23 protein-coding genes and 1 pseudogene are annotated in these 22,392 nt (G+C 61.2%); 9 read left to right on the plus strand and 15 right to left on the minus strand.

Features of this window, described 5'->3' with window-relative positions; all coding sequences use genetic code 11:
• The first annotated feature begins 152 nt into the window (after positions 1 to 152).
• The 5 genes and pseudogenes from C0398_01835 (at position 153) to C0398_01855 (ending at position 2,927) form a co-directional block, all read left to right on the plus strand.
• Positions 153 to 1,268, plus strand: coding sequence for a glycerate kinase (locus tag C0398_01835; GenBank protein MBA4364732.1), 1,116 nt, complete (start codon positions 153 to 155; stop codon positions 1,266 to 1,268).
• 51 nt (positions 1,269 to 1,319) lie between these two features.
• Positions 1,320 to 1,472 carry a hypothetical protein gene (locus C0398_01840; protein ID MBA4364733.1) on the plus strand — a complete coding sequence of 51 codons (153 nt, stop codon included), beginning with the start codon at positions 1,320 to 1,322 and terminating at the stop codon, positions 1,470 to 1,472.
• Positions 1,448 to 1,771: a histidine kinase gene (locus tag C0398_01845; GenBank protein MBA4364734.1), complete on the plus strand. Its 324-nt coding sequence runs from the start codon at positions 1,448 to 1,450 to the stop codon at positions 1,769 to 1,771. Before C0398_01840 ends, C0398_01845 begins: the two co-directional genes overlap by 25 nt.
• Positions 1,772 to 2,136: 365 nt before the next feature.
• Complete coding sequence (locus C0398_01850; protein MBA4364735.1) at positions 2,137 to 2,511, plus strand: hypothetical protein; 375 nt, start codon at positions 2,137 to 2,139, stop codon at positions 2,509 to 2,511.
• Between the two features lie 338 nt (positions 2,512 to 2,849).
• Positions 2,850 to 2,927: pseudogene (locus C0398_01855) on the plus strand (DUF2497 domain-containing protein).
• Between the two features lie 1,823 nt (positions 2,928 to 4,750).
• On the opposite strand, the gene C0398_01860 reads toward C0398_01855, so the two are convergent.
• The 5 genes from C0398_01860 to C0398_01880 form a co-directional block, all read right to left on the minus strand.
• Positions 4,751 to 6,814, minus strand: coding sequence for a DUF2207 domain-containing protein (locus C0398_01860; GenBank protein MBA4364736.1), 2,064 nt, complete (start codon positions 6,812 to 6,814; stop codon positions 4,751 to 4,753).
• Positions 6,765 to 7,325 (minus strand): hypothetical protein, encoded by a 561-nt coding sequence (locus C0398_01865; GenBank protein ID MBA4364737.1) that lies wholly within the window; start codon positions 7,323 to 7,325, stop codon positions 6,765 to 6,767. The genes C0398_01860 and C0398_01865 overlap by 50 nt, the downstream gene beginning before the upstream one ends.
• Before the next feature lie 286 nt (positions 7,326 to 7,611).
• Positions 7,612 to 8,145 (minus strand): hypothetical protein, encoded by a 534-nt coding sequence (locus tag C0398_01870; protein ID MBA4364738.1) that lies wholly within the window; start codon positions 8,143 to 8,145, stop codon positions 7,612 to 7,614.
• Positions 8,009 to 8,506 (minus strand): pyridoxamine 5'-phosphate oxidase family protein, encoded by a 498-nt coding sequence (locus C0398_01875; GenBank protein MBA4364739.1) that lies wholly within the window; start codon positions 8,504 to 8,506, stop codon positions 8,009 to 8,011. The genes C0398_01870 and C0398_01875 overlap by 137 nt, the downstream gene beginning before the upstream one ends.
• A 96-nt stretch (positions 8,507 to 8,602) precedes the next feature.
• Entirely contained in the window at positions 8,603 to 9,433 is an 831-nt protein-coding gene (locus C0398_01880; protein MBA4364740.1) for a hypothetical protein, read from the minus strand.
• 284 nt (positions 9,434 to 9,717) lie between these two features.
• On the opposite strand from C0398_01880, the gene C0398_01885 reads away from it, so the two are divergent.
• The 4 genes from C0398_01885 (at position 9,718) to C0398_01900 (ending at position 12,575) form a co-directional block, all read left to right on the plus strand.
• Positions 9,718 to 10,083, plus strand: a complete 366-nt coding sequence (locus C0398_01885) for a GntR family transcriptional regulator (GenBank protein MBA4364741.1) — start codon at positions 9,718 to 9,720, stop codon at positions 10,081 to 10,083.
• Positions 10,080 to 10,790, plus strand: a complete 711-nt coding sequence (locus tag C0398_01890) for a multidrug ABC transporter ATP-binding protein (GenBank protein ID MBA4364742.1) — start codon at positions 10,080 to 10,082, stop codon at positions 10,788 to 10,790. The genes C0398_01885 and C0398_01890 overlap by 4 nt, the downstream gene beginning before the upstream one ends.
• Positions 10,774 to 11,565: a hypothetical protein gene (locus C0398_01895; GenBank protein MBA4364743.1), complete on the plus strand. Its 792-nt coding sequence runs from the start codon at positions 10,774 to 10,776 to the stop codon at positions 11,563 to 11,565. Before C0398_01890 ends, C0398_01895 begins: the two co-directional genes overlap by 17 nt.
• 89 nt (positions 11,566 to 11,654) lie before the next feature.
• Positions 11,655 to 12,575, plus strand: a complete 921-nt coding sequence (locus C0398_01900; GenBank protein ID MBA4364744.1) for a hypothetical protein — start codon at positions 11,655 to 11,657, stop codon at positions 12,573 to 12,575.
• Between the two features lie 43 nt (positions 12,576 to 12,618).
• Here the strand turns inward: C0398_01900 and C0398_01905 are convergent, their stop codons facing one another.
• The 10 genes from C0398_01905 to C0398_01950 all read right to left on the minus strand — a co-directional run bounded on the left by C0398_01905 (position 12,619) and on the right by C0398_01950 (position 22,322).
• Positions 12,619 to 13,842: a hypothetical protein gene (locus tag C0398_01905; GenBank protein ID MBA4364745.1), complete on the minus strand. Its 1,224-nt coding sequence runs from the start codon at positions 13,840 to 13,842 to the stop codon at positions 12,619 to 12,621.
• 14 nt (positions 13,843 to 13,856) lie between these two features.
• Positions 13,857 to 15,065 (minus strand): hypothetical protein, encoded by a 1,209-nt coding sequence (locus C0398_01910; protein ID MBA4364746.1) that lies wholly within the window; start codon positions 15,063 to 15,065, stop codon positions 13,857 to 13,859.
• 1 nt (position 15,066) lies between these two features.
• The gene (locus C0398_01915; protein MBA4364747.1) at positions 15,067 to 16,002 is read right to left on the minus strand and encodes an export ABC transporter ATP-binding protein; all 936 of its coding nucleotides are present in this window, start codon (positions 16,000 to 16,002) and stop codon (positions 15,067 to 15,069) included.
• A gap of 68 nt (positions 16,003 to 16,070) precedes the next feature.
• On the minus strand, positions 16,071 to 16,967 hold the full coding sequence (locus tag C0398_01920) for a hypothetical protein (protein ID MBA4364748.1): 897 nt from the start codon (positions 16,965 to 16,967) through the stop codon (positions 16,071 to 16,073).
• A 259-nt stretch (positions 16,968 to 17,226) separates the two neighbouring features.
• Complete coding sequence (locus tag C0398_01925) at positions 17,227 to 18,099, minus strand: hypothetical protein (GenBank protein ID MBA4364749.1); 873 nt, start codon at positions 18,097 to 18,099, stop codon at positions 17,227 to 17,229.
• 48 nt (positions 18,100 to 18,147) lie between these two features.
• Positions 18,148 to 18,501, minus strand: coding sequence for a hypothetical protein (locus C0398_01930; GenBank protein ID MBA4364750.1), 354 nt, complete (start codon positions 18,499 to 18,501; stop codon positions 18,148 to 18,150).
• Positions 18,502 to 18,509: 8 nt separating this feature from the next.
• Positions 18,510 to 18,980, minus strand: coding sequence for a hypothetical protein (locus tag C0398_01935; GenBank protein ID MBA4364751.1), 471 nt, complete (start codon positions 18,978 to 18,980; stop codon positions 18,510 to 18,512).
• On the minus strand, positions 18,977 to 19,378 hold the full coding sequence (locus tag C0398_01940; protein ID MBA4364752.1) for a hypothetical protein: 402 nt from the start codon (positions 19,376 to 19,378) through the stop codon (positions 18,977 to 18,979). The genes C0398_01935 and C0398_01940 overlap by 4 nt, the downstream gene beginning before the upstream one ends.
• Positions 19,379 to 19,726: 348 nt before the next feature.
• On the minus strand, positions 19,727 to 20,851 hold the full coding sequence (locus tag C0398_01945) for a hypothetical protein (GenBank protein MBA4364753.1): 1,125 nt from the start codon (positions 20,849 to 20,851) through the stop codon (positions 19,727 to 19,729).
• Between the two features lie 4 nt (positions 20,852 to 20,855).
• Positions 20,856 to 22,322, minus strand: coding sequence for a hypothetical protein (locus C0398_01950; protein ID MBA4364754.1), 1,467 nt, complete (start codon positions 22,320 to 22,322; stop codon positions 20,856 to 20,858).
• Positions 22,323 to 22,392: the final 70 nt, after the last annotated feature.

Consider the following 22,392-nt stretch of genomic DNA (forward strand, 5'->3'; position numbering starts at 1 on the left):
TGGGCTGGCATCCCGCAGAGCTGCTGCTACAATGGACATGTGCCGCCTGGCGCAACATCACCGTCGGGTCGATGGCCGAAGGATTGGCCGTGTTTGCGAGTGTGCTTGCCTTGTCGCTTGTCGTGCACTGAGCAGGCACGAAGGGGGTTGCCGTGGTGAAGGTACTTGTCAGCATGAACGCGTTCAAAGGAAGCATTTCCACGAAGGCCGCCACCGATGCCGTGGCTCTAGCGTTCGAGGGTGCCGGGTTTCAGGTCGAGAAGGTCTACCTTGCTGACGGTGGCGATGGGACCACCGATGTTGCGGCAGCCCTGGGTGGACGCGTCGAATTCGTGAGCACCTTTGATCCCCTGATGCGCCCCATCGAGGCGCCCGTGGCGTGGCTTGGCCAGACGGCGGTCATCGAGATGGCAAAGGCGTCTGGATGGGCGTTGATTGCCACGGAGGAACGGAATCCCATGCTGACGACCACATGGGGAACAGGCCTGCTCATCAGACACGCACTGGAGCACGGTGCGGACCGGATCGTCCTGGGCGTCGGCGGATCTGCCACGGTGGACGGTGGGCTCGGCATGCTGGCCGCGCTGGGTTTCAGCATCACCGACGAGGCGGGGAATGCCTCATGGCGGGGCGGTGAGGGACTAACCCGACTGGCTCGTATCGTGGCAAACCCGTCGGTGAAGCAGACCAGGCTGGTGGTCGCCAGCGATGTGATCAATCCTCTGCTCGGCCCGACAGGCGCAGCGGCGGTGTTCGGTCCACAGAAGGGAGCCACGCCCGACATGGTGACACTGCTGGAGAAGGGCCTGGAACGGCTGGCTGACATCACGCTGCAGACGACGGGCGTACGGATGCACGATATGCCTGGGGCTGGTGCCGCCGGCGGTGTCGGCGGCGCGGCCGTCGCGTGGCTGGGCGGTCACCTGGAGCCAGGTGCCGAACTCTTCATGGACCTGGAGGACTTCGACGCCCGAGCTGTGGGATGTGACGTGCTCGTGACCGGTGAGGGCAGCATTGATGCTCAGACAGTGTATGGCAAAGCCCCGGTTCGCGTGGCGCAGCGTTTCCGCAAGGCTTCGCCGGACGGGTTGACCGTGGCTATCGCCGGGGCCGTGCGCGATCGGGCACAGGTCCGTGAGGCCGGCATCGACGTTTTTGTCACGATCCTCGACCGCCCCATGAGTGAACGCGAGGCCATGGAAAACGGGCGGGCCCTGCTGACACAGGCGGCCGCCGAGCTGGCGCATCTCCTGTCACTGAAGAAGTGATGCTTGACTGTTCTGCGATATACTGAGGGCACTCTCGATCTGGAGGTACAGATGAAGACAGTCGGCGATACGCTTCCACCTTTTGAATTGCAGGACCAGAATGGTGAGGCGGTACGGGACTCCGACCTGCGGGGCCACTGGACGGTGCTGTACTGCTATCCCAGAGACATGACGCCAGGATGCTCGCAGGAGGCGCTTGTATGACCGAGCTCGAGGAGTACCAGAAGGCGAGAGACAGGGTCCAGGAGGTCAAGGGCTTCTATGCCCACGCGGCCATGTATCTGGTGGCCAACGTGGCTCTGGCCGTCTTGAACCTTGTCACGCTCAGAAAGAACGACGGCATCATCTGGTTTATCTGGCCGCTTATCGGATGGGGCATCGCTCTCGCGGTGCATGCCATCTCGGTCTATGGCATCGGGCAGTTCCTGGGCAGGGACTGGGAACAGCACCAGATCCAGCAGGAGCTCGACCGCCGACACAACGAACCTCCAGACGAGACCTGACACGCCGGCCGCGACACGCGTCCCTCCCCATCATTCCGGCAAGAATGGGATGCGAACCCTTCCGGTTTCCGTCATTCCCGCGAAGGCGGGAATCCAGTCTGTCCCCTTGCGACGGACAGTTCTTCGTCTCAGGTGGTGAACTTACCACGCAGGGCGGAATTACCAGCTGACCCCATATCCAGGTATCCTACGCCCTCTCCGTCATTCCCGCGCTTCTTTCCGTCATTCCCGCGAAGGCGGGAATCCAGCTCTATTGCTGGGAGAGCTTTGGAGCCGTCCTGAGAATGTCAGGTCCGAGGTGCTTTGCATCTTGAACTCAAAGTGGTAGTGAGCCTGAGGGCTTGGAGAATGCAAAAGGAGAAGCCATGGACAAGAACAAGAATACCTCCAATTCAGTTGACGAGTACATTTCGAAGTTTCCAAATGAAGTTCAAGGAATACTCAAAGTGCTGAGAGAAGTCATAAAGAGGGCTGCACCAGATGCAGAAGGAAGGATAAGCTATCAGATGCCTACCTTTGTGTTACGCGGAAATCTGGTTCATTTTGCTGCTTATAGAAGGCACATAGACCTTTATCCAACTCCAAGTGGCATTGAAGCGTTTAGACTCGAACTGTCGCAATATAAGGGTGCAAAAGGTTCAGTACAATTTCCAATAGACAAGCCTCCACCGTATGAGTTGATAAGCAAGATCGTCAAGTTCAGGGTTGCCGAGAATATCAGCTTGCTGAAGAGAAACTGAAGAAGAAGGTGTCAAAACGGTAGGCTTCAACCCTTTCCCAAGTAGTGAGACAGCGAATCTCATTCTGAGGAGAATGGACTGGAACGATGTCAATGATCTATTCGAAATGAGAGATGATCAACGAATGAACATGCGGATAGGCCCATGTAGCATTGCCCGCCAAATTGCCAGCTGACCCCATATCGCAGGAACCGTCGCAGAATGTTACACCCTCCGTCATTCCCGCGAAGGCGGGAATCCAGTCTTGGCCAGGCGTACTTACCACTGGGGCGTGTAACTACCAGCTGACCCCATATCGTCCATTGTGGCAGTTCTCGCAAGAAGCTGGGCTCTACCAGCCACCACCTCCGCCTCCACCGCCTCCACCGCCGCTGAACCCACCACCTCCACCACCCAGGCCGGAATTGCTGCCAGGGGCGACCGCTGAGGCGCTGATGACGTTGTTGAACCCGTTCCCGATGCTACTGGCAAACGCTGCCGGGTTGACAGGGTTCCAGTACATGCCATAGTACCAGACGGGTGCATACGGGCGTCCCTCCGCGGCCATGCGGGCGAACACGCTGGCAAACTGGTTGGACCAGCGCTGCTCCACATCCAGTGCAAGGGCATAGGGCAGGAACTTCTCGAACATCTCCGGGGTGCGCTCGGGCGGGTTCATCAGGTTCATGCGGTCCTTTTCGGTCACGGAAAGGAACAGCTTGAACCCTTCAATCTCGTTCATCAGCTTGCGTCCCGCAGCGGTGTATGACTTGAGCGCGACGCCGAATACGACGCCCATGACGGCGAGCGCTGCGATGACGACTACGGGCGCGACAAACTGCGCCGCCGACCCGGAGAAGGACAGGAAGACGGTGAGCAGGGCTACGGCCACCGAGATGAGGATGCCGATGACCAAGTGTCCGAGGTTGCTGACGAAGAACCTCGGCTGGTAGTCGGCTTCCAGGGGCTTCTTGTTTGCGATGATCGCGCGCTGGATGTCTTCGGCGTCTTCCCGTTCGAAGTCTGCGCGCGCGCTCGTCCCGAGGAGGACTCCGGCAAGAGCGAGCTCGTCATCGGACAGGACAGTCTCGGGAGCTGTGTCCCGCTCGATCCAGTACTTGCGGCGTTCCTGATGGATACTGACGTATCGTTTGACTGCCATGTCGATGAGCGCAGCGGTGAAGGTCTTGCTGTCGTGTGCCATATGCGACAGGTACCGGGCGCCTCCGGGGGACATCCCTTCCGGCGGTGCAAAGTGTGCAAAGATCGTGCCGCGGTCGGGATCCTTGCCAAACCGGTACCACGCGGTCATGTAGTAGAGGAAGACCGCCAGCAGACCGATGAGACCGACGATGAGGGCGCTGTTGTCGCGGAGGAACCAGCCTAGCCGCATTGCGGCGCTCGGCGTCGTCGCATACCCCTTGGGCCAGCCGACCGCGATGGTCAGGCCTTCGCCAGGGTTGAGGACGGAGGTCGTGACGAACGTCGGGGTGCCATCTGTGCCTTGTGTCGTCGTCACGGCGCTGGTCGTCGAGCCGGGGACACCCGTGTAGGCGCTGAGACCGGTGATCTTCGCGGCAGCGCCTGCGGGCAGTGTCACGGTCGCAGACGCACGCTCAATGGGAAAGACCCAGCCGCTTCCGGTCACGTTCCAGTACAGCTCGTCATGGTCGGCGAAGTAGCCCAGCTCACGGTCCACGCTGAACCGCAGCGCCCAGGTGTGTTCACCGGGCTCAATGAGGGTGTCGGCGCTTCCGATCTTCACACGCTTGCCATTGGCCCGGTTCTCCACAGTGTACGGCTCGGTCCGCCCGTCCCGCTGAACTCCCAGGACGCGGAAGTCGATGACAAGGCGGCCACCCGTTCGAGCGTTGGAGTAAATCGTCGGAAAGTCATAGTAGATGCCGTGCTGGATCTGATCGCCGGTCACGATGGCCCTGATGATGTTCTCAACGCGCATCGACCCATCCTGGCCGACCGTGATTGCACTGTCGAAACTGGTGATACGTTCCTGTTCGGCCAGGGCCAGTCCCGGGATGGCCAGGAGGAATACGGTCGCCAGCACGACGGCTAGGGTCAGCAGCCTACACGTTCTCATGTGTGCTCCTTTCAGTTTCTTGATTCGACAGGCACCATGGTGCAGTCGACGACGGCACTTCAGCGCCATATCGCGGCAGAAGCCATCCTCCGTTTGACAGTGTCACGGAACTGCTCTACCACTCCTCCTGGGCGCCCAGTGTCAGGGCACGCGGAGAGCGGACTACCATCCCCCTCCACCCCCTCCACCACCCCCGCCACCGGAGCCACCACCCCCTCCACCGCCCCCACCACCACTGCTGCTGAACCCGGAGCTTGTTCCTGGAGCCACCAAGGAAGCGGCGATTGCGGACGCAAATGCCCCTGACAGCGACGAGCCGAGTGTCGAGAAGCCGGTGGAGTGCCAGGTTTCACCGGAGAACCACACCGGCTGGTACGTCGGTTGACCGGACGCGTCAGTGCGTTCGAGGACGTCAGCGAAGTTCTCGCTCCACTGCTGCTCGACGTCGAGGGCCAGCGCATAGGGCAGGTACCGCTCGAAGGTTTCGGGCGTGTGGTCGACGGGGGTCAGCATGTTCATGCGGTCCTTCTCGGCAACGCTGAGGTACAGGCGGAACCCGTCGATCTGGTCCAGGACATGCCGCCCCTTCGGTGTATAGGCGCGCAGGAGACGGAAGAAAATCACATCGATGGCCGCCGTCACGAAGACCAGTGCCAGGAGCAGGGGCCCCGCTATTACCACGAACGCGATCGTGCCGATGAGCTCACCCAGCAGAAACGGTATGGCGAAGAGCGTGAGACCAAGTGCTCCTGGGAGCTTGAGCATCCGCTTTCCCAACGTGTCTGTCGACCGTCCACGCCATGACGCGACGATCTGGGCAACCAGCGCCGCGACCCCGAACGTCCATATCGACAGCCAGAACGACATGAACAGGAACCCGAAGACCCTCTCTGGCTGCGTCGTGCCCAGGAGGCCGGTAGCGACGATTCCCGCAATGGAGAGAGCGACGCCTGTCGCCGCGTAGCGCACGTTCGTGACGAAGTACCCCTTGCCATACGCCTTTCGCAGAGCCTGCTCAAGTGCCTTGCGGACGGCCTGAACGCGGCCATGTGCGCTCTGCCTGAAGGCAAGCCGCGTCTTCGAGCGGCCTTCGAACAGCTCCTGCAGGAGTTCGATCTCGTCGGGGAGAAGGCCAGACGGTGCGGCACCGGTCGTATCTACCGCAAACGAGCCGTCCTTGCCCTGTGAGATGACCAGTGCTCCCTTGACTGCCAGCCCCGTTATTGCGGCTGACAGTCCTTTGGTGTCGGGCCCCATGAGCCGAAGATACCGTATTGCCGCAGGGCTGAGTCCCTCTGGTGGTGCAAACTGCGGAACGATGGTTCCACGCCGGGGATCACGGCCGACGCGCAGCCAGGTGAGCAGGTAGTAGAGCAGGAGGCCGAGGGTCGCCAGGGTGGCGATGCCGAGCCCTCGGTTGTCCCGTAGCCACCACAGCAGAGTCTGGAGCGATGATGGTGGAACCACGAAGCCCTTGGGCCACCCGACGACGACGCTCAGGCCCTCGAAGCGTGCGAGCGGGGCCGTCGTCGTGAACACAGGGTTCCCGCTCTCGTCGCGCGACATCGCGTAGTCCGTGCCCGTTGCGCCCTGTGGACCGGTATAGGCAGTAAGTCCGGTGATCTGCTGCCACGCGGTTCCGGGCAGGATGACGGTACAGCCGGCACGGTCGATGGGGAACTCCCAGCCGTTTCCCGTCACGTTCCAGAACAGCTCGTCATGGTTATCGAAGAACCCCAGCTGGCGGTCGGAGGAGTACGTGAACACATAGGTGTGCTCACCAGGTTCCAGGTCCACAGAACTGGACCCGAAATAGACCCGGACACCATTCGTCTGCCGGGTCGCATGCCATGGTTCAGTCGAGCCGTCCCGCACGAGGCTGAGGACCTGGAAGGCGACCCGCACGGGTGCACGCCCCGGGTTCGTGTAGGCGGTGGGGAAGTCACGGTACAGGCCATGCTGGATGGTGATCCCTGCCGAGACGAAGTGAATTGTCTCCTGGACGGTCATCGTCGAGTCGGCATGGACAGTGACGACGCTGTCAAACGACAGGATGCACTCTGCTTCGGCAGCCCCCACCCTGTCCACAGGGGACAGGACCAGGAGGGCTGTCATCAGCACGAGAACAGTACAGGCGAGCTTCTTCATGGCCGGCGCCTGACGCATGAACGGACTGCTACTTGTTGTCGAACGAGACCTTTGGTGATTCACGCTCCTCGGCGCCATTCAGCTCGAAGAACTCAGCTTTCTTGAAACCGAACATGTTTGCGACGAAGACGGAAGGGAACGTCTCGCACATGATGTTGTAGTCCCGTACCGTGCCATTGTAGTATCGGCGGGACATCTGGATCTGGTCCTCCAGGTCCGCAAGCTTCGCCTGCAGGTCGAGGAAGTTGGTGTTTGACTTGAGGTCGGGGTAGGCTTCGGCGACGGCGAACAGGGTCTTCAGGGTCGCAGTCAGCTGATTCTCAGCCGCGGCCTTGTCAGCGACGCCGGTTGCCCCCATGGCGCGGGAGCGCATTTCGGTGACCTCGGTGAAGACCTTTTCCTCGTGACCGGCAAACCCCTTGACCGTCTCGACAAGATTCGGGATGAGGTCATAGCGGCGCTTCAGCTGGACGTCCATGCCTGACCAGGCTTCGTCCTTCATCGTACGTTTGCGGACGAGCTGGTTGTAGATGCCGATGAGCCATACGACCAAGAGAGCAATGACTCCAAGAGCGATTAGCCAAGGCATTGTGTTCCTCCTTTTGCGGATAGCGGAAATACAGTGTCGCCCAATACTGCCAGGCGCCTGTCCATAGTGTAGAGAAAACCGTGCATATGCAAAAGTGCTATGGGATCAGCTGGTAATTACCGCCCGATGTGGGAAGTTCAGCACCTGAGACAGAGAGCTGTGTGTCACAAGGGAACAGGATGGATTCCCGCTTTCGCGGGAATGACGGAGGAAGACGCTTTTCACATGGGCTGGTTCTGTAACCTCAGCAGGAAATGGAAGTGAAGGATGACAGAATACTGCTGGTCTAGAGGTCTGTGGCTGGAAAGTCGTCCCTGTCCTCGGGCATGTCCGCTGGTAGCTGGAACGTGCCGTCCCCTTCGCACGGGAACGGGACTGCTGCTACGACAGCAGACGCGTTGAGAGGGCCGTAGATGTGGGGGTAATAGAGTCCGTCAGACGGTTCCCAGAGCGTTTCCGCGTCGAGCAACTTCTGGCTGATGCACAGGAGCAGCAGACCGTGCCTGCCATGGTAGTGACGGTTCGCAACGTCCGTGACCTGTTCCAGCGCCGCGCAGTGGATGAAGCCGTCGTTCGCGTAGGTTTCGGGGACGTACTCCCCCCCGAGCAGCGCCTGCTGCCACAGGTCTTCGGTTTCGATGTGATAGATCATCGCGTTTCTTCCTCCAGCCAGGAATGTGTCGTTACGGTCGGGGTGTCGTGCCCTTCGCCTTACAGGTGAGATGGTCGAAGTGGACTTCCAGCACCACGAGACGGGACAGGGCTTCGTCGGGAAAGACCTCTTCGGGGACGCCGGGATGACACTGACGGAGGATGACATTCAGGTCTCGGGCCTTCGCCCGGGGGTCGAAGACGAATGATGCGGTGCCGGTTCCGATGACCGTGACGTAGTTCGCCGTGCACTCCTCGCCCGTTGCCCCGGTCACGATCTGGATGTCCTCATCGACCTCGACGCAGACGCGCGGGTTGGCGCGCAGGATGTCCACCTTCCTCCCCTGAACCGCAGCGTGGAGAAGCAGGTGTTCGCCGTCCCAGCCGCAGTTCATGGGGACCAGGTACGGCTCGCTCCCATCCACCATCGCGACGCGGCACAGCGTGGCACGTCCCAGAATGCGCCGGATGACCGCCGTATCGGTCACCTCGCATTCTTTCCTTCTCATTGGTCTCTCGGTCGCTCCCATGGTTCCTCCCCTGCCCCTTCAGGGGCACGCGAACAGTATATGAAAAACTCCGCAGCCGTCACGGGCTGCGGAATTGGACGGGCATATGGAATTGAGTCAGGGGTTGAGCCTGTGCACCGTGAGGTTGCCGTTTGTCGTCCGGGCGGACAGCGTTCCTTTCGGCACTCCAAGGTCGCCTCTGATGCTGTGTTTGGACGCCGTGGCGTTGTCGAGGGTGATGCCGTCCATCACCAGGTTTCCGTTGGTGGTCGACGCCTCAAGCGTTGCAGGAAGGTCCGGTGCAACCCAGAGGATGAGGTTGCCGTTGGTCGTGTGAACGTCGACTGTTGTCCCGTCGAGCGCGGCAACCTCGCACTCAATGACCCCGTTGGTCGTCGTCGCTCCGGTGACCGCGGTGACGTTGCGAAGCGTGATATTCCCATTGGTCGTCGAGGCGCGCACGGCTCCCTCGATGTTCTCGGTCGTCACACTGCCGTTGCTCGTATGCAGCTCCATTGTGCCCCTCACGCCAGTCGCCTCTATGGAGCCGTTCGTGGTACTGGCTGTGCGGACCAGCATGGAACGTGGGACACGAAGCTCGTAGTCGATGGAGACACGTGCAGGCTCACGCAGGACGGTTGTCACGACAGTGAATGAGTCCCCTTTCGTGACGTCGATTTGAACCTTGTCGAACTCGGACCTGCCGTAGTTGGTGTGCTTCACGGCGTGGACGACGATGCTGTCCCCGTCGGCAGGCACGATGGTGATGGTGCCATTGCGGTTCTGGACGTCGAGGCACGCTCCCACAGTAACGGGATACGTCTCCTCGAACGTGTCAGTGATCGTCGTTCCGAAGCCGCCCCCATCAAGCGTGATGCATCCAGGTACAACCAGCGCTATCGTCAGCACCAGGATTGCCAGCAGAATAGTCGCACGGTTTGATCTCATCTCTACACCTCTCTCGCAGGGAATGTCGTGTGTCACCTCGTCTACGTGAAACTGCTTCCAAAGGTTACGCTTCAGCCGGTTGTGCTATGCGGCGGCCGACCCGTAGTTACCCCGAGTGTCTGGAGAGCATGCTCTCAGAGCTTCCGCAGTCATCCCCTGCGATGCTGTGAGCGCTTCGCAGTCGTTCTCTTGACATCATGATGATGTGTACTAGATTAGTAGTACACCAAGACGCTAGAGTACTTAACGCATGCATGAGAATGCTCAGCATGAGGAGGCGTGACATGGAGTTTGATGACAGGACTCCCATCTATACACAGATCATGGACCTGGTCAAGAGGCGGATCGCCGTCGGGGAGCTGAAGGTCGGGCAACAGCTGCCCTCGGTTCGCGACCTCGCCCAGCAGGTCGTCGTGAACCCGAATACGGTGCAGAAGGCCTATCTTGAGCTGGAGCGTGAAGGGTATGTCGCGACGCAGCGCGGCATGGGGACCTTCGTGTCCGGCGACCACGATACCGTCGACCTTCTGCGGCAGGGGCTTGCGCGCGACATCGTGGAGGCATATGTTGCGGGCATGCGCTCGCTGGGGTATGGCCCGGAGGAGATTGCGGCGATGGCAGGAGAGGCAGCCAGGAAGGAGACGAAATGAGCATGCTCGTACAGATCAGCAGTCTCACCAAGCGCTACATCACGACGACGGCGCTGTCCGACGTCACGCTGGAGTTGCCCGAAGGGCACATCATGGGACTGCTCGGTCCCAACGGCAGTGGCAAGACGACACTGATGAAGATCCTCGCAGGCCTGGTATCGCCTACGTCGGGGAGTGTCCTTGTGGATGGTATGGCTCCGGGCGTCGAGACCAAGGCAATCGTCTCGTTTCTGCCAGACGTGAACCACCTCGACCGGTGGATGTCGGTCGGCGAGGCCGGTGACTTCTATGCAGATTTCTATGTGGATTTCGACCAGAAGCGTTTTGAGGAGCTGCTCGCCATCATGCGCCTCACCTCCGGTCAGAAGATCGGCTCGCTGTCCAAGGGGATGGTCGAAAAGGCCAGGCTGTCGCTGGTCTTCTCACGCCGGGCACGGCTCTACGTCCTGGACGAGCCCTTCGGGGGACTGGACCCCCTTGCGCGCAGTCAGGTTCTGGACGCCCTGGTCGCCAACTTCCGCACTGACTGCTCGATGATTCTGTCGACACAGATGGTTGCCGAGGTCGAGCGCTTCTTCGACGATGTCGTCTTCCTCGACAGTGGTCGTGTGGTCCTGGCAGGCGATGCCGAAGAGCTGCGCACGAGGCGAGGCGCATCGATCGAGGAGATTTACAGGGAGGTGTACGGACATGTGGAAGCTCGTTAGGTATCAGCTCAGGGGCCGCAGACTCCTCTACACGATTGGACTCATCATCATGGGTGCGCTGACGCTGTATCAGGCGACGCGCTTCATCGGGATGTGGGAGAATCCGCTGCAGTCGGCTCCTGTCTCGATGGGCGTTCCGCTGGCGATGGCCTTCTTCTGGGTCCTGTTCTACGCGGTCATGACGGTCATCAACATTGTCACCTATACGCAGGACCTTTATGGCGACACCGGGTACCTTGTCTTCGGCTTGCCGCTCCGCGGAGCAGAGGTCCTGGGTTCCCGTATCGTGCTGCTGGTCGTCGATACGCTCATGACCCTGCTGGGTGGCATGACAAGCGTCATCGTCCTGGCGTGCCTTGCTCCAGGTCTGGCTCAGGAGATACGGCCCTGGGTCGGCAGGTTTCTGCTGACCGGCGACTACTGGGTGATGTGCCTCGGCGTCCTGGCAGTGATTGTCAGCTTCATGGCGATCATGTTCTTTGGTGTGACGTTTGGCAAGACGCTCACCAACTCGAAGAAGCATCTTGGAAGCGTCTTCTCTGCGTTCGTCGTCATCGTCGTGCTGTGGTTGAGCGCGCTGCTCGGCAGCCTGCTCGAGATGCAACTGATCGAGGGGGTCCACCTCACCCTGAACCCCTGGGAAAACATGCCGTTCCTGGGAGCGGGGACGCAGCCGGTCCAGTTTCCGCTGGTCTCTCCGCTGATGTTTGTTGCGCTCGGCGTTCTGGCGTTTGCCGTGACGTCCTGGCTCATGGACCGCAAGCTCAACCTGTAGAGGGCGGTATCGCACCGGCCGACCTCTGGCGGAACAGGGGTCTGCCGGCGTCCATATGTGGCGCCAGAGTGGTTTGTTCAATACACCAAATGATGTATCATATATTTATGAAACGCGCTATCGATTCAGGCATGACCGGGTCCATACAACCACGCATCAGGTCCATCACGTGCGGCCTTACGCCTGCTGAACGCTTGCCGCCGATGAGTCTGGATCCGATGACACTGCGGATACCTGCTCAGGTCCTGGCAGTCACCGGACCGGTGGTGCACCGGTCGTCCCCCTACCATGGCAGGTGTGGGCTGGTCTTGTTGCTGCAGAATGCTTCGGAGCAGCGGTTTGTGCTCAAGGTCGCCCGCGGAGCGTATCGCATGCAGGAGCTCGCCCTTGAATATGAGGTGCTGAAGCTGCTTCATGGAACGGCGATCCCTGTGCCGATGCCCCTTGTCCATGTCCAGAACCGGCCTCTTGGATTCTTGTTGCTGGAGCACGCTGCTGGCCGCTCTGCGACCGACGTTCTGCGTGAGGCTGGTTCCAGTGACGACCGAGACCGTATCGCCATGGCTATGGGCTCCATGCTGTCGATGCTGCACCATCTGCCGGTAGGAACGGTGAGCTGGCAGGATTGCGTCGACGGGCAGCTGCTCTGGGCCGAGCGTCATCTGCAGGAGAAGGTGATGAGCAGGGCCGAATTCCGCGCCAAGGGCATCACGGGCGACCCCGTCAAGGAACTTGAGCGCCTGAGGGCGACCTGTCCCACGCCGGGCGTTGTCGCCGTCCTGCATGGCGACTTTCGACCAAAGAACGTTCTGCTGGATGGGGAGCGGATCATGTCCGTGCTGGACTGGTCCTTCGCGGACCTCGGCGATCCATGGTACGATCTCGCAACGATGTTCGGGTATCTGGACCCCGCCGGTCAGCAGGTGTTCCTGAATGCGTACGGGCTCGAGACCGTCGACCGCGAGCGTCTGGACTGGTTCCGCTCCCTCTCCGTCTACCTGGCCGTCTGAAGTTCGGCTATAGATCCAGCGAACTTCTGCGCGCGAAAGCCTCCTATGATCGCACCTTACGGACGTAGACCACGGATCCCGCAACGAGGAAGGTGATGCCGGCGAGTCCCAGAACCAGCAGATTTGGCGCGATCGCAGCAAATCCCAATCCGCGGACGACGATCTTGTTGAGGCCGTTGACGGCCCAGTACTGCGGAAACGCACGTGCCAGCTGCTGCATGAACGGAGGGGACACCTCGATCGGCCACCACGAGCCCGCAATCATCGAGGTCCCGTACGTCACGAATGACGCGATGACCCCTGCCTGAGCCATCGTTGTGCACAGCGACCCGACCAGGACGCCAAGCCCGGTGGCCGCGAATACGTACACCAGAACCATCACTGCAACCGCCAGAGGGTCGCGGCCCCAGTCAACCCTCAGAACCAGTCTTCCCCACAGGATGAACAGGGCAAACTGCGCAATCCCTACGACCATCATTGCCATGAGTTTTCCGCCGAGGAAGGCCATGGTGGACGTCGGGGTTGTCATGATGCGGGCAAGGGTGTTGCGGAGGCGCTCGCTTACCAGGGCGGTAGCGGTCCCCAGGACGCCGGCCATGACGAACATGGCGCCGAACCCGGTACTGCTCTGCGTCGCGCTGTCTGGGAGCTGGACCTGTGGCTGCGTGCGCGCCAGGACGGAGTAGTCGGTTGTGACTGTCGGCGCGTCGGACAACGTCGTGCGCGCGCTGGCGAATGCTGTTCGCCACGCCGCGAGACGACCAGCTGAATCGAGCGTCACCCACTGCGCAAGCTGATCAGTCGTGACCGAAGCTGCGTACGCCAGCGTCGATATGCGGGCGGCCGCATTGGACACGAGCTGCTCCAGGAAGTAGCCGGATGACTGCCCCGCCGACCGTACCACCTCGACACTCGTCCCGGTGCCGGCTTCCACGGCAGATCCAAACCCTCGCGGTATGACGATGAGCACGGGTATCTTCTGGTCTTTGAGCTGCTGCCTGCCGTCTGCCTCGGACGGGGTCTGGACGTCAAGCGCGGACTCGGCACGAAGGGCCTGCTCGAACACACTGCTGGCTGTCGAGTCGTCGAGGTCGACGAAAGCGACGGGCACTTTGGGCGCAGGACCGGAGGACCCGAATCCACCAAATGCTGCACCCACGATGGTTGTGAAGATGATGGGGACGAGCAGCAACCAGATGAACGACGATCTGTCCCGTGCGATGAGACGCAGCTGAAGACCTGCGACGACAAGCGCTGTGCGGAACATGGCAGACTCCTCTTCTAGTGGTAGTTCCTGTTCAGGACCGTGACGGAGATGAACAGGAATACGGCAGCCATAGCCAGACAGACGCCGACGGGGCGGAGGATGGACGAGACGCCGCCGCCGTTCACCATGAGGCTGGTGAAGCCTTCGATAGACCACCGCGTGAACGTGAGTCGCGACACGGAGTTCATCCAAGCCGGCATGTTGTACACGGGCCACATCGTGCCACCGAGGAGACTGTAGATGAGCGCTACGGCAGGTCCGATCGAGCCAGCCTGTTCGGGCGTGCGCGCGAGGGCTGCGACCAGCGTCGAGAGACCTGCCCCGGCCAGCACGCTTGCTGTGGCCATGACGATGACGGCGGGCACCGAAGCGCCCCAGTTGACACGGTACAGCAGCCGCGTCAGCACGATGATCATGGTGAACTGCAGGGCGGCGATGACGAAGATGCCGACCAGCTTGCCCAGCAGAACCTGGACACGAGAGGTCGGTGTTGCCAGGACGCGCGACAGCGTGTGCTGGCGCTGTTCCTCCAGCATGCCTTCAGTGCCGGTATTCGCGGTGAAGATCAGGTATAGCAGGGCCATACCCACCGCATAGTAGTCGAGGGCCCGGGGCACCTTGATGCCCTCCTGGGTCGTAGTCCTCACGGAAACGGTGCCCGTCTGCTGGGACGCGCCGACTTCGTCGATCACCGATTGGACAGCCTCCTGCATGCGTTGCGGCGGGACGACTCGGGACTGCTGAAGGGTCTGGATTGCGATGGATGCAGCCAGTTGTCTGCGCTGGACCTCCGCCGTGAAGGACTCCACGACGTTGCGGATGATGCCAGCCTGGGTAGGGGTGTCGGGGTTGCCGAGGACGGTGATGGACACCTTCGTACCGGCGGATACTCCATCGCTGAACCCTGCCGGGATGATGACGGCCGCACCCGTCTTCCCCTGTTCGACAAGCGTACGCGCCTCGGCCTCGCTGGGGACGGTCGTGACGACGAGCAGATCCGCCAGCTGTGGGCTGGCGAAGACGTCCTGTGTCAGGCGCCTGGCCATATCGCCGCCGTCGAGGTCGACGAGTGTGACGTTCGCCGTGAACGAGCTGCCCGCCCAGTTGAAGACAGTTCCCAGGATGATGATCATCGCCATGGGGATGATCAGCAAGATCACAAATGCGGACTTGTCGCGGACACGGACCTTCAGGTCTTTGACTGCGATATGCCAGAACTTCACGTCAGTCCCTCAAGCTGGTCCCTGTGAGGTTGAGGAACAGGTCTTCCAGGTTTGGCTCCTTCACGTCGATGGTCGACACGGGACAGCCTGCGTCGTCGAGCGTGGAGATGATGCCGGCGAGCAATGATCGGCCCTGGTCCGTTGCGATGTGGATCGTCTTGTCGCGGAGTTCGACGGTGTCAACTCCCGGCAGTGCCGCAAGGCGGTCGCGGACCGCGCCGTCAGCCTCCCGGACGAGCTGTACGCTGATAATGTCCTTGTTGCCGGCCTGAAGCCGCAGGTCTTTCTGCGTGCCATCCGCAATGACCTTGCCATGGTCGATGATCGCGATATGTGTGCACAGGAACTCGACCTCTTCCATGTAGTGACTTGTGTACAGCAGCGTCATACCTTGGTGGTTGAGCTCCTTCAGAGTTGCCAGGATGCTGTTGCGTGACTGCGGGTCCACGCCGACGGTCGGCTCGTCGAGGATCAGCAGCTTGGGCTGATTGAGGAGACCGACTGCGATGTTGATGCGGCGCTTCATGCCGCCCGAGTATGTCTCGATGCGGTCCTTCTGGCGGTCGGCCAGCTGGACGATGTCGAGGACGGCGTCGACCCGAGACGCAAGCATGCTTGCAGGGACGTCCTGCATGCGCGCGAAGAATGTCAGGTTTTCCCGGGCCGACAGCGTCGGGTACAGTGCGATGTCCTGCGGCACGACGCCGATCAAGCGGCGGACCGCCATCGGGTCACGGAGGATGCTGTGCCCGTCGATGACGACGTCTCCACTGGAGGGCACGACCAGGCCGCACATCATGGAGACGGTCGTGGTCTTGCCGGCCCCGTTGGGTCCCAGCAGGCCGAACGCCTCGCCCGCGGGAATGCTGAAGTGCACGCCGTCCACGGCGGTCAGCTTGCCGAAGCGTTTGGTGAGGTCCTTCACTTCTACCAGCATTCTGGTCTCCTTCTCATAAGTGGCTGAGACCGTGGAACAGATATGGCTGTCCCGGCGTTCCCAGTCGACTAGCGCGGCTGTTCGACCGCGCGCTCGTAGACGAATACGTCCGGTTCGCCGTGTCGCCAGACGTCGAATTCGAGTCCCGTCACCGTCTCAAGCAGGTTCGTGTGGACGGACTGACCGGCCGGAATCATCGTCTGGAGGTACTTCGCTCCCGGATAGAGGGCAAGTGCGTGACGGATGAGCACGTCCAGGTCCTCCGGGCTCCCGTCTGCGAAGTCGATCGAGGCCTCGGCAGGCCCGTGGTCGGGACGGCAGACGACGAACAGGCTACGCAGTGACCCGTTGCTGTCACGAAGGCCGACGGCCCTGTCGAAGGCAGGCCAGGCGACGACGTCGGGGCGAGCGACCGGCCAGAACTTCCACCCCTGAGGGAGGAAACCGCAGCTCTTTGTGATGGATGCTGATCCCTGGATCCACGCGCGTGCCTCGTCGAAGGGCACTGCGGCGGCCAGTGGCGACAGTTCTGCGCAGGCACGGGCAGGGGAGTCCAGCTTCGCCTCTGCCAGGATGAACGATGCCACACGCTGAAAGCGGTACTGCTCGATGATGTGGATACTTGCAAGGTTGTCGACGTACGTCGAGAGTCCGATGCGCTGCGCGCCCTCGCGGGTGGCCTTTTCGATGAAGTACTCGGTCAACGCTTTGCCGGCGCCGCGCCCCTGGGCTGCCGTATCGGTGCGGATGCCCTCGAGCCACACGTAGCCGGGGGTCAGATTGACCGTGCGCGCGAACGCGATAACGGATCCGTTCAAGTCGGCAACCGCCACCTCGGAATCTCGCATGCGGAGCCATTCGTCGATGACGTGTGGAACGTAGTCGTCGCCTTCCCATATCTGGGAGCTGATGGCAACGATCCGCTCGCGGTCAGCAAGCCGTGCTGTACGAATGGTGACTCCCATACATTCCTCCTGTCATTGCAGAGTGACGGCAGACTACGCTGCTCCATAAGAAGTATATCTATGTGCCCAAAAGGCTTCAATATGTGTATGGCATCACCCGGGAGTCATTGCTGGCCACTTGGCTGCGGACATGCAGGCAATCTCCGGGTCCGCACAAGCGACGCGGGAATCCCGGACGGCAGCGATGAGGTCGTCTGCCGCCGGATGTTGCAGCGCGAACGCGACGAACTGCTGCTCGTCCTTGTCCATGACGTCTTCTCTAGAGGAAACGCGCCCAGAAGAAGATAGTCAGCGGGAACAGGAGAGTCGAGACGACAACGTTCCGGGACAGTTTCTGGACGTCCAGGCCGATCTCAGCGCCGTACACGACGCTGGCAACCATGGTGGGCATGGCGCTCTGGATAATGAATGCGCTGCGGATGTCTCCGGCGACGGGCAGGACAAGCGTCAGTGCCAGCGCCATCGCCGGTACGAGGGCGAGCTTGATCCCCGCCGCGATGAGAGCGCGCCAGTTGAAGTCCAGCTCCACGTTCAGCCCGACGAACAGCATGGCCAGGGGCGACGTCGAGTTGCCCACGAGTTTGCAGGCATCGGTGAAGAACTGTGGAAGCGCAACTCGCTTGAGGATGAGGGCAAGGAGCATGGCGACCAGGGGCGGATTGACGAAACTGCGGGCATTCTTGCGCACCCAGATACCTAGGGCCATGAAGGAATGCGTTTGCTCATAGATGACCGCAAGCGGCAATGCCTCCTGACCGAGGATTGTCTGTACCACAGGGTATCCCATGAACCCGGTATTCCCGAGGAATCCAGAGAAGACCGTTTCGCGATAGCGCACGGGGACGAGCCTGAAGGTCAGGTATCCGACAGCCTGGATGACGATGACACCCGGAATGAGCCACAGCGCCTTCATCGGGATGGGGTTGCTGTACAGGCTGATGAACGTGAGGGCGGGGAGGGAGACATTGAACACGAACTTGCGGATGCTGGTGGCGTCCTGCGTCGAAAGGACATGGAGCCGACGAAGGAGGATGCCCACGACCACGATGAGGATCAGCGTGAACACGGGACTCATTTCTGCCAGGCCGACAAGTTGTTTCATATCCTTGCCATGATAGTGGAAAAGGGACATCGCGTCCAGCCTTGGGCGCTGTGAATCCAGCGGCTGAATGGACAGGGTTCAAGTGTTGTGCTTCCGTACCCTCTCGTGGAATCCCTGTGCTATGCGGTGGGCGACCACGAGGTAGTGGTCCAGGAGCAAGGCGCGGTCGTCAGCAGACTTCTCGCCTGACGCCACAAGCACCGCTTCACAGCCTCTGGGCCGCTCCAGCTGTTCGACGAACATTGCATAAGTCCGTTCAGCAGGAGCGTTGCCACAGATGGAACGCTCGATGAAGTCGAGTTCGCTCTGGATGTCGCTCTCGCCGGCAGCGAGGACGGCTCGCACGGTTTCGGGGCGGTCGGCAGTCTGGGCCGCCTGGTCTGCATCACTGCCGAGCGGCTGATCGAACGTGAACAGGGCAGTCCTGTACATTCGTCTCCTCACGCGGCCTGACGTTCACCGTCCGGTCCGAGGTGAAACAGGTAGTTGAGGTAGTCTCCCCCCTGATGCCACCATGGGTTCTCGCAGAAACACGTGGATCCGATGCACGGGTCCGCCTCGGTTCCTGTGCCAAGGTATCGCATGACACCCAGGAGGACACGTCTGGGACCCGCCGGGAAGCAGTACACGGCGAACCATCCTGCCGGCAGACGGTTGTCGCCGTGCCACCACATGACCTGATGGACGTAGCCGTCGCGTATCCACAGGTCCGCCAGGCGCAGGGCCTTTGCCACAAATCCATCCCACAGCGTGGGATCGAAGCCGTGAATCGGGGTTCCGGCACGCAGGAACAGGCTCTCGCGGACGTTGTCCCAGTGAACCTGAACCAGGACGCGGACGTCGCGACGACCGCCAAGGTCCCGCGGGTCAAGCAGCAGGCTGGTCTCGGAGATCAGGACCGGGGCCTTCATGAGTGTGCCTCCTCGGACGGAGCGTTCATGAGATCGGCGCTGTCGGGACACAGGAGGTCCTGAAGAAGGACATAGAGTTCGAAGACGTTGTGATGGTACAGCAGACGCAAGTGCTCCAGTTCGACGGGCTCGAGTGCGGGGCGGAGAAGAGCCCACTCGTCAAACGCACGGTCGTCGGTCAGCGCCATGATCAGTGACTCGTATCGGACAGCAAACGCCGCATCGGTCAGGATGCGCTGAGCGACAAATCCAAGTTCCCGACTCAGGTCGTCCGGGGTTGCCTCGAGAAGTCGCTGGATGTTGGCAAGGTCAGACGCAGCAGTGCGGACGTCACCAGCAGTTGTGAGACGCCCAAAGTCGCTATGCCGAGGAAAGACGAACAGGATCGTCTGGTCCATGCTGCCTCCAATCGAAGGCGGTGCACGAAACGCTCTCTGCAAGCCACAACGGATTCTACCAGCGTGTGAATGATAACCTCTGACCTCTGTGCTGTTGCGCCGATGCTGAGTACCTCACCAACCCGAGCCTCATCACATCCCTGACTGCCTGGACAATGGTGCCTTCTGTCTCCACCGTACTTGCCACAGGAACCTTACACTTGTCTACCGTCAGGATAGGTCGGTGGCTGTTCTTGTCAAGACCGGGACGTGAGAGTCCCGGAAGTCCCATAAAAAGTAGTGTCAACGGCTTTCCTATCTCCATCCGGGACCCATGAGACCGAGCCGTGTTCGTGGGAGCACTTCGGGTCAGGCGGTCAGACCTTGGTCGTGGAGGATGCCGCGGAAGGCGCGCAGGGCGTTGCTGTGTGCGTGCTCTTCCCACGACGGTTCGGACGGGCAATAGGCCTCACGCCAGAGTCTCCGAACCTCGTCTGCAATGGCTTCGCTGACAACATACTGCTGGCGCAGGCGATTGCTCGCCACGGCACACCACAGGCTGTCGATCTGAGCCAGGAGGGAATCGCCCAGGCATCCGAACTCGAAGCAGGTTGCATACATCGCGGTCGCCGGGGCCGTGACCTCGCGCGTTCGGTACATGTAGTCGATCATGTCGCCCTCGATGCGGTAGAATTCCTGCGAGGTGGCGATGACGACATTCGGGTAGTCGATGCGCTTCGCCCACTGCGTGGAGGGCACCGGATCCAGCCCAGAGTTGACGACGCTCATGCGGCCCCTGGGTCCATACCCCGTGTGCAGGTCAACGTGCACCAGATGGGGTACAGCTTTCAAACAGTCGTCGACCAGGTGCCGCATGACCTGCGTCTCCGGCTGCCAGTCGGTGCCGCCGTAATAGAGCCCTGCCGGCTCGTCGTACTGTCCTGCCAGCAGTGCCTGACGCAGCATGCCGGACTTGCCCATCAGGGCGAGGCGCATCAGCTGACTCGCGAGCAGCAGACGATTCCACCGGACGGAAGGCATGGGTCCTTTCGGCTGGAAGATGTGCCGGAGGCTCCGATAGCCGTCGCTGGAACGTGGGGCGGCGTCCCAGGACATGACGAAGTTGCGGTTCAAATCGACGTTTGCCGCGTTCGTGCGTTGCTCGTGCTTCATGCCCCACGGGTTGATGGCATGGACGAGACATAGTGACGTCGCCCCTGGGTCAAGCGTTGGGAGGACCTCCCTGATCGCCAGCTCCATGATCGCCGAACCGACGAACCCTTCGATGCCATGTTCGCCGGTTGTCACCAGCAGTATGTGCTGTGCCTGCTGCGTCGCCGGGGCGTGCAGGACGTCGATGCTCAGATCGCCCTCACCCGCGTGGAGCATGTGCGTCTCGATCCGGCTGGAGGGCCAGCGGACCGCAATGCGGCCGAGGCTGGAGCGGAACCGTTCGCGGGATGCCTCGTAGCTCTGCGGAATCAGTGATGTCATGGGGCTAGAAGGGGCCAAAGCGCAGTGAAACGGCGAGCAGCAGGAACGCAGCCGTGACGATCAGCGACACGAGTTGAAGCAGGATCGTCCAACGGAACCAGCGAGGATACGATACGCTGGTCAGTCCGAGTCCGATCAGCAAGACGGCGTTTGTCGGGTACATGAGGTTGCTGAAGCCGTCGCCAAAGCAAAACGCAGTGACGGCGATCTGCCGCGTGAGGCCGACGAGGTCTGCGAGCGGCGCCAGGAGGGGCATCATGAGGAACGCTTTGGCTGACGCGGAACCGATGAAGAAGTTCATCCCGAGGGTCACTGCGTAGATGAGCAGGCTGGCGACGGAAGGTGAGGTCTTCGCGATGCCCGCAGCCGCGCCGTGGAGAATCGTGTCCATGATCCCCGCTTCGGCGACGATGTGCTTGACGCTCATAGCCATCAGAATGAGCAGGATGCCGGGAGCCATGCCCGCCAGGCCGGAGACGAAGGTCCTGAACGTGTCGCGTGCTCCCAAGCCGGACATGAGCCCGGCGCCCAGGCCTGCTGCCACGAAGGCGAGGCCGATAATCGGCAGGGAATAGGTCTGGAGGGCGGGGACCAGCGGCCCCAGCAGGACGACGGCCAGCATGACGCCGAGGCACGAGATCGACCACGTGACAGCGCGGCGGGGCGTCACGGACGTGAGGCCGTCGGATGACTGCTGGTAGCGCGCGCGAGCCACCTGCTCCTCCGGCCAGGACAGGTTTGACGTGGCATCATGCTCGACGCGGCGCGCATGCAGGATGACGAATGACGCTACGAGGACATATATGACCGCGAAGACGATAATGCGAAACCATGCCCCCGAGAACAGGGGCAGTCCTGCAATGCCTTGTGCAACGCCAATGCTGAAGGGGTTGGCGATCGCCGCACTGAACCCGAAACCGGTGGCGAGCAGGCTCATGCCGAGCCCTGTGAGCGAATCCCAGCCCATGGACCATGCCAGGGCGACGACGATGGGGATCAGTGGTACCGTCTCCTCGAAGATGCCCAGCAGGGCGCCCATGGCCATAAAGAAGAGACAGACGACTGCAATCAAAACATATCGGCGGGAACGGAACTTCGTCACGATGCGTGTGATGATCATACGGATGACACCCGCATGGTCCAGGACGGCGAAACTTCCGCCGACGAGCAGGATGAACAGGATGATCGTGATGACCATGACGGCGTCGCTGCTGCCAAGGACCTCCACCGGGGCCGTGAACCACCTCCATACAGGGAGTGGGTGCGCCTGTGTCGGACTGAAGGAAGTTGGGTCGAGCACCTCACGCCCGTCTTGCACGATGCGCTGGTACTGACCGGCCGGGACAAGGCGCGTCAGAATCCCCGCGCCGATCATGAGGACGAGAAGGATGAGTGCCGCCGAGATGAACGCGCGCCTGCCGATGCGGGTTCCTGACTGTTGTTGTTCCATATTTCCTCCCCGTTTCATCATGGGACAGGCCCTCGCCGCAACGAGGGCCTGTCCTCATTCAATGCCGTTTCCAGTGCAACCGTAACGTCGC

The sequence above is a fragment of the Coprothermobacter sp. genome (genome assembly GCA_013824685.1).
Classification (GTDB): domain Bacteria; phylum Caldisericota; class Caldisericia; order Cryosericales; family Cryosericaceae; genus Cryosericum.

Coding starts and splice junctions, on each gene's coding strand:
- C0398_01920 (MBA4364748.1), bottom strand. CDS start 16,967: ATGGGAGTCACCATTCGTACAGCACGGCTTGCTGACCGCGAGCGGATC.
- C0398_01845 (MBA4364734.1), top strand. CDS start 1,448: ATGCTCGCAGGAGGCGCTTGTATGACCGAGCTCGAGGAGTACCAGAAG.
- C0398_01900 (MBA4364744.1), top strand. CDS start 11,655: ATGATGTATCATATATTTATGAAACGCGCTATCGATTCAGGCATGACC.
- C0398_01915 (MBA4364747.1), bottom strand. CDS start 16,002: ATGCTGGTAGAAGTGAAGGACCTCACCAAACGCTTCGGCAAGCTGACC.
- C0398_01875 (MBA4364739.1), bottom strand. CDS start 8,506: ATGGGAGCGACCGAGAGACCAATGAGAAGGAAAGAATGCGAGGTGACC.
- C0398_01865 (MBA4364737.1), bottom strand. CDS start 7,325: ATGCCTTGGCTAATCGCTCTTGGAGTCATTGCTCTCTTGGTCGTATGG.
- C0398_01925 (MBA4364749.1), bottom strand. CDS start 18,099: ATGTCCCTTTTCCACTATCATGGCAAGGATATGAAACAACTTGTCGGC.
- C0398_01905 (MBA4364745.1), bottom strand. CDS start 13,842: ATGTTCCGCACAGCGCTTGTCGTCGCAGGTCTTCAGCTGCGTCTCATC.
- C0398_01935 (MBA4364751.1), bottom strand. CDS start 18,980: ATGAAGGCCCCGGTCCTGATCTCCGAGACCAGCCTGCTGCTTGACCCG.
- C0398_01880 (MBA4364740.1), bottom strand. CDS start 9,433: ATGAGATCAAACCGTGCGACTATTCTGCTGGCAATCCTGGTGCTGACG.
- C0398_01860 (MBA4364736.1), bottom strand. CDS start 6,814: ATGGCGCCGAGGAGCGTGAATCACCAAAGGTCTCGTTCGACAACAAGT.
- C0398_01840 (MBA4364733.1), top strand. CDS start 1,320: ATGAAGACAGTCGGCGATACGCTTCCACCTTTTGAATTGCAGGACCAG.
- C0398_01945 (MBA4364753.1), bottom strand. CDS start 20,851: ATGACATCACTGATTCCGCAGAGCTACGAGGCATCCCGCGAACGGTTC.
- C0398_01940 (MBA4364752.1), bottom strand. CDS start 19,378: ATGGACCAGACGATCCTGTTCGTCTTTCCTCGGCATAGCGACTTTGGG.
- C0398_01890 (MBA4364742.1), top strand. CDS start 10,080: ATGAGCATGCTCGTACAGATCAGCAGTCTCACCAAGCGCTACATCACG.
- C0398_01850 (MBA4364735.1), top strand. CDS start 2,137: ATGGACAAGAACAAGAATACCTCCAATTCAGTTGACGAGTACATTTCG.
- C0398_01895 (MBA4364743.1), top strand. CDS start 10,774: ATGTGGAAGCTCGTTAGGTATCAGCTCAGGGGCCGCAGACTCCTCTAC.
- C0398_01885 (MBA4364741.1), top strand. CDS start 9,718: ATGGAGTTTGATGACAGGACTCCCATCTATACACAGATCATGGACCTG.
- C0398_01950 (MBA4364754.1), bottom strand. CDS start 22,322: ATGATGAAACGGGGAGGAAATATGGAACAACAACAGTCAGGAACCCGC.
- C0398_01870 (MBA4364738.1), bottom strand. CDS start 8,145: ATGTCATCCTCCGTCAGTGTCATCCCGGCGTCCCCGAAGAGGTCTTTC.
- C0398_01930 (MBA4364750.1), bottom strand. CDS start 18,501: ATGTACAGGACTGCCCTGTTCACGTTCGATCAGCCGCTCGGCAGTGAT.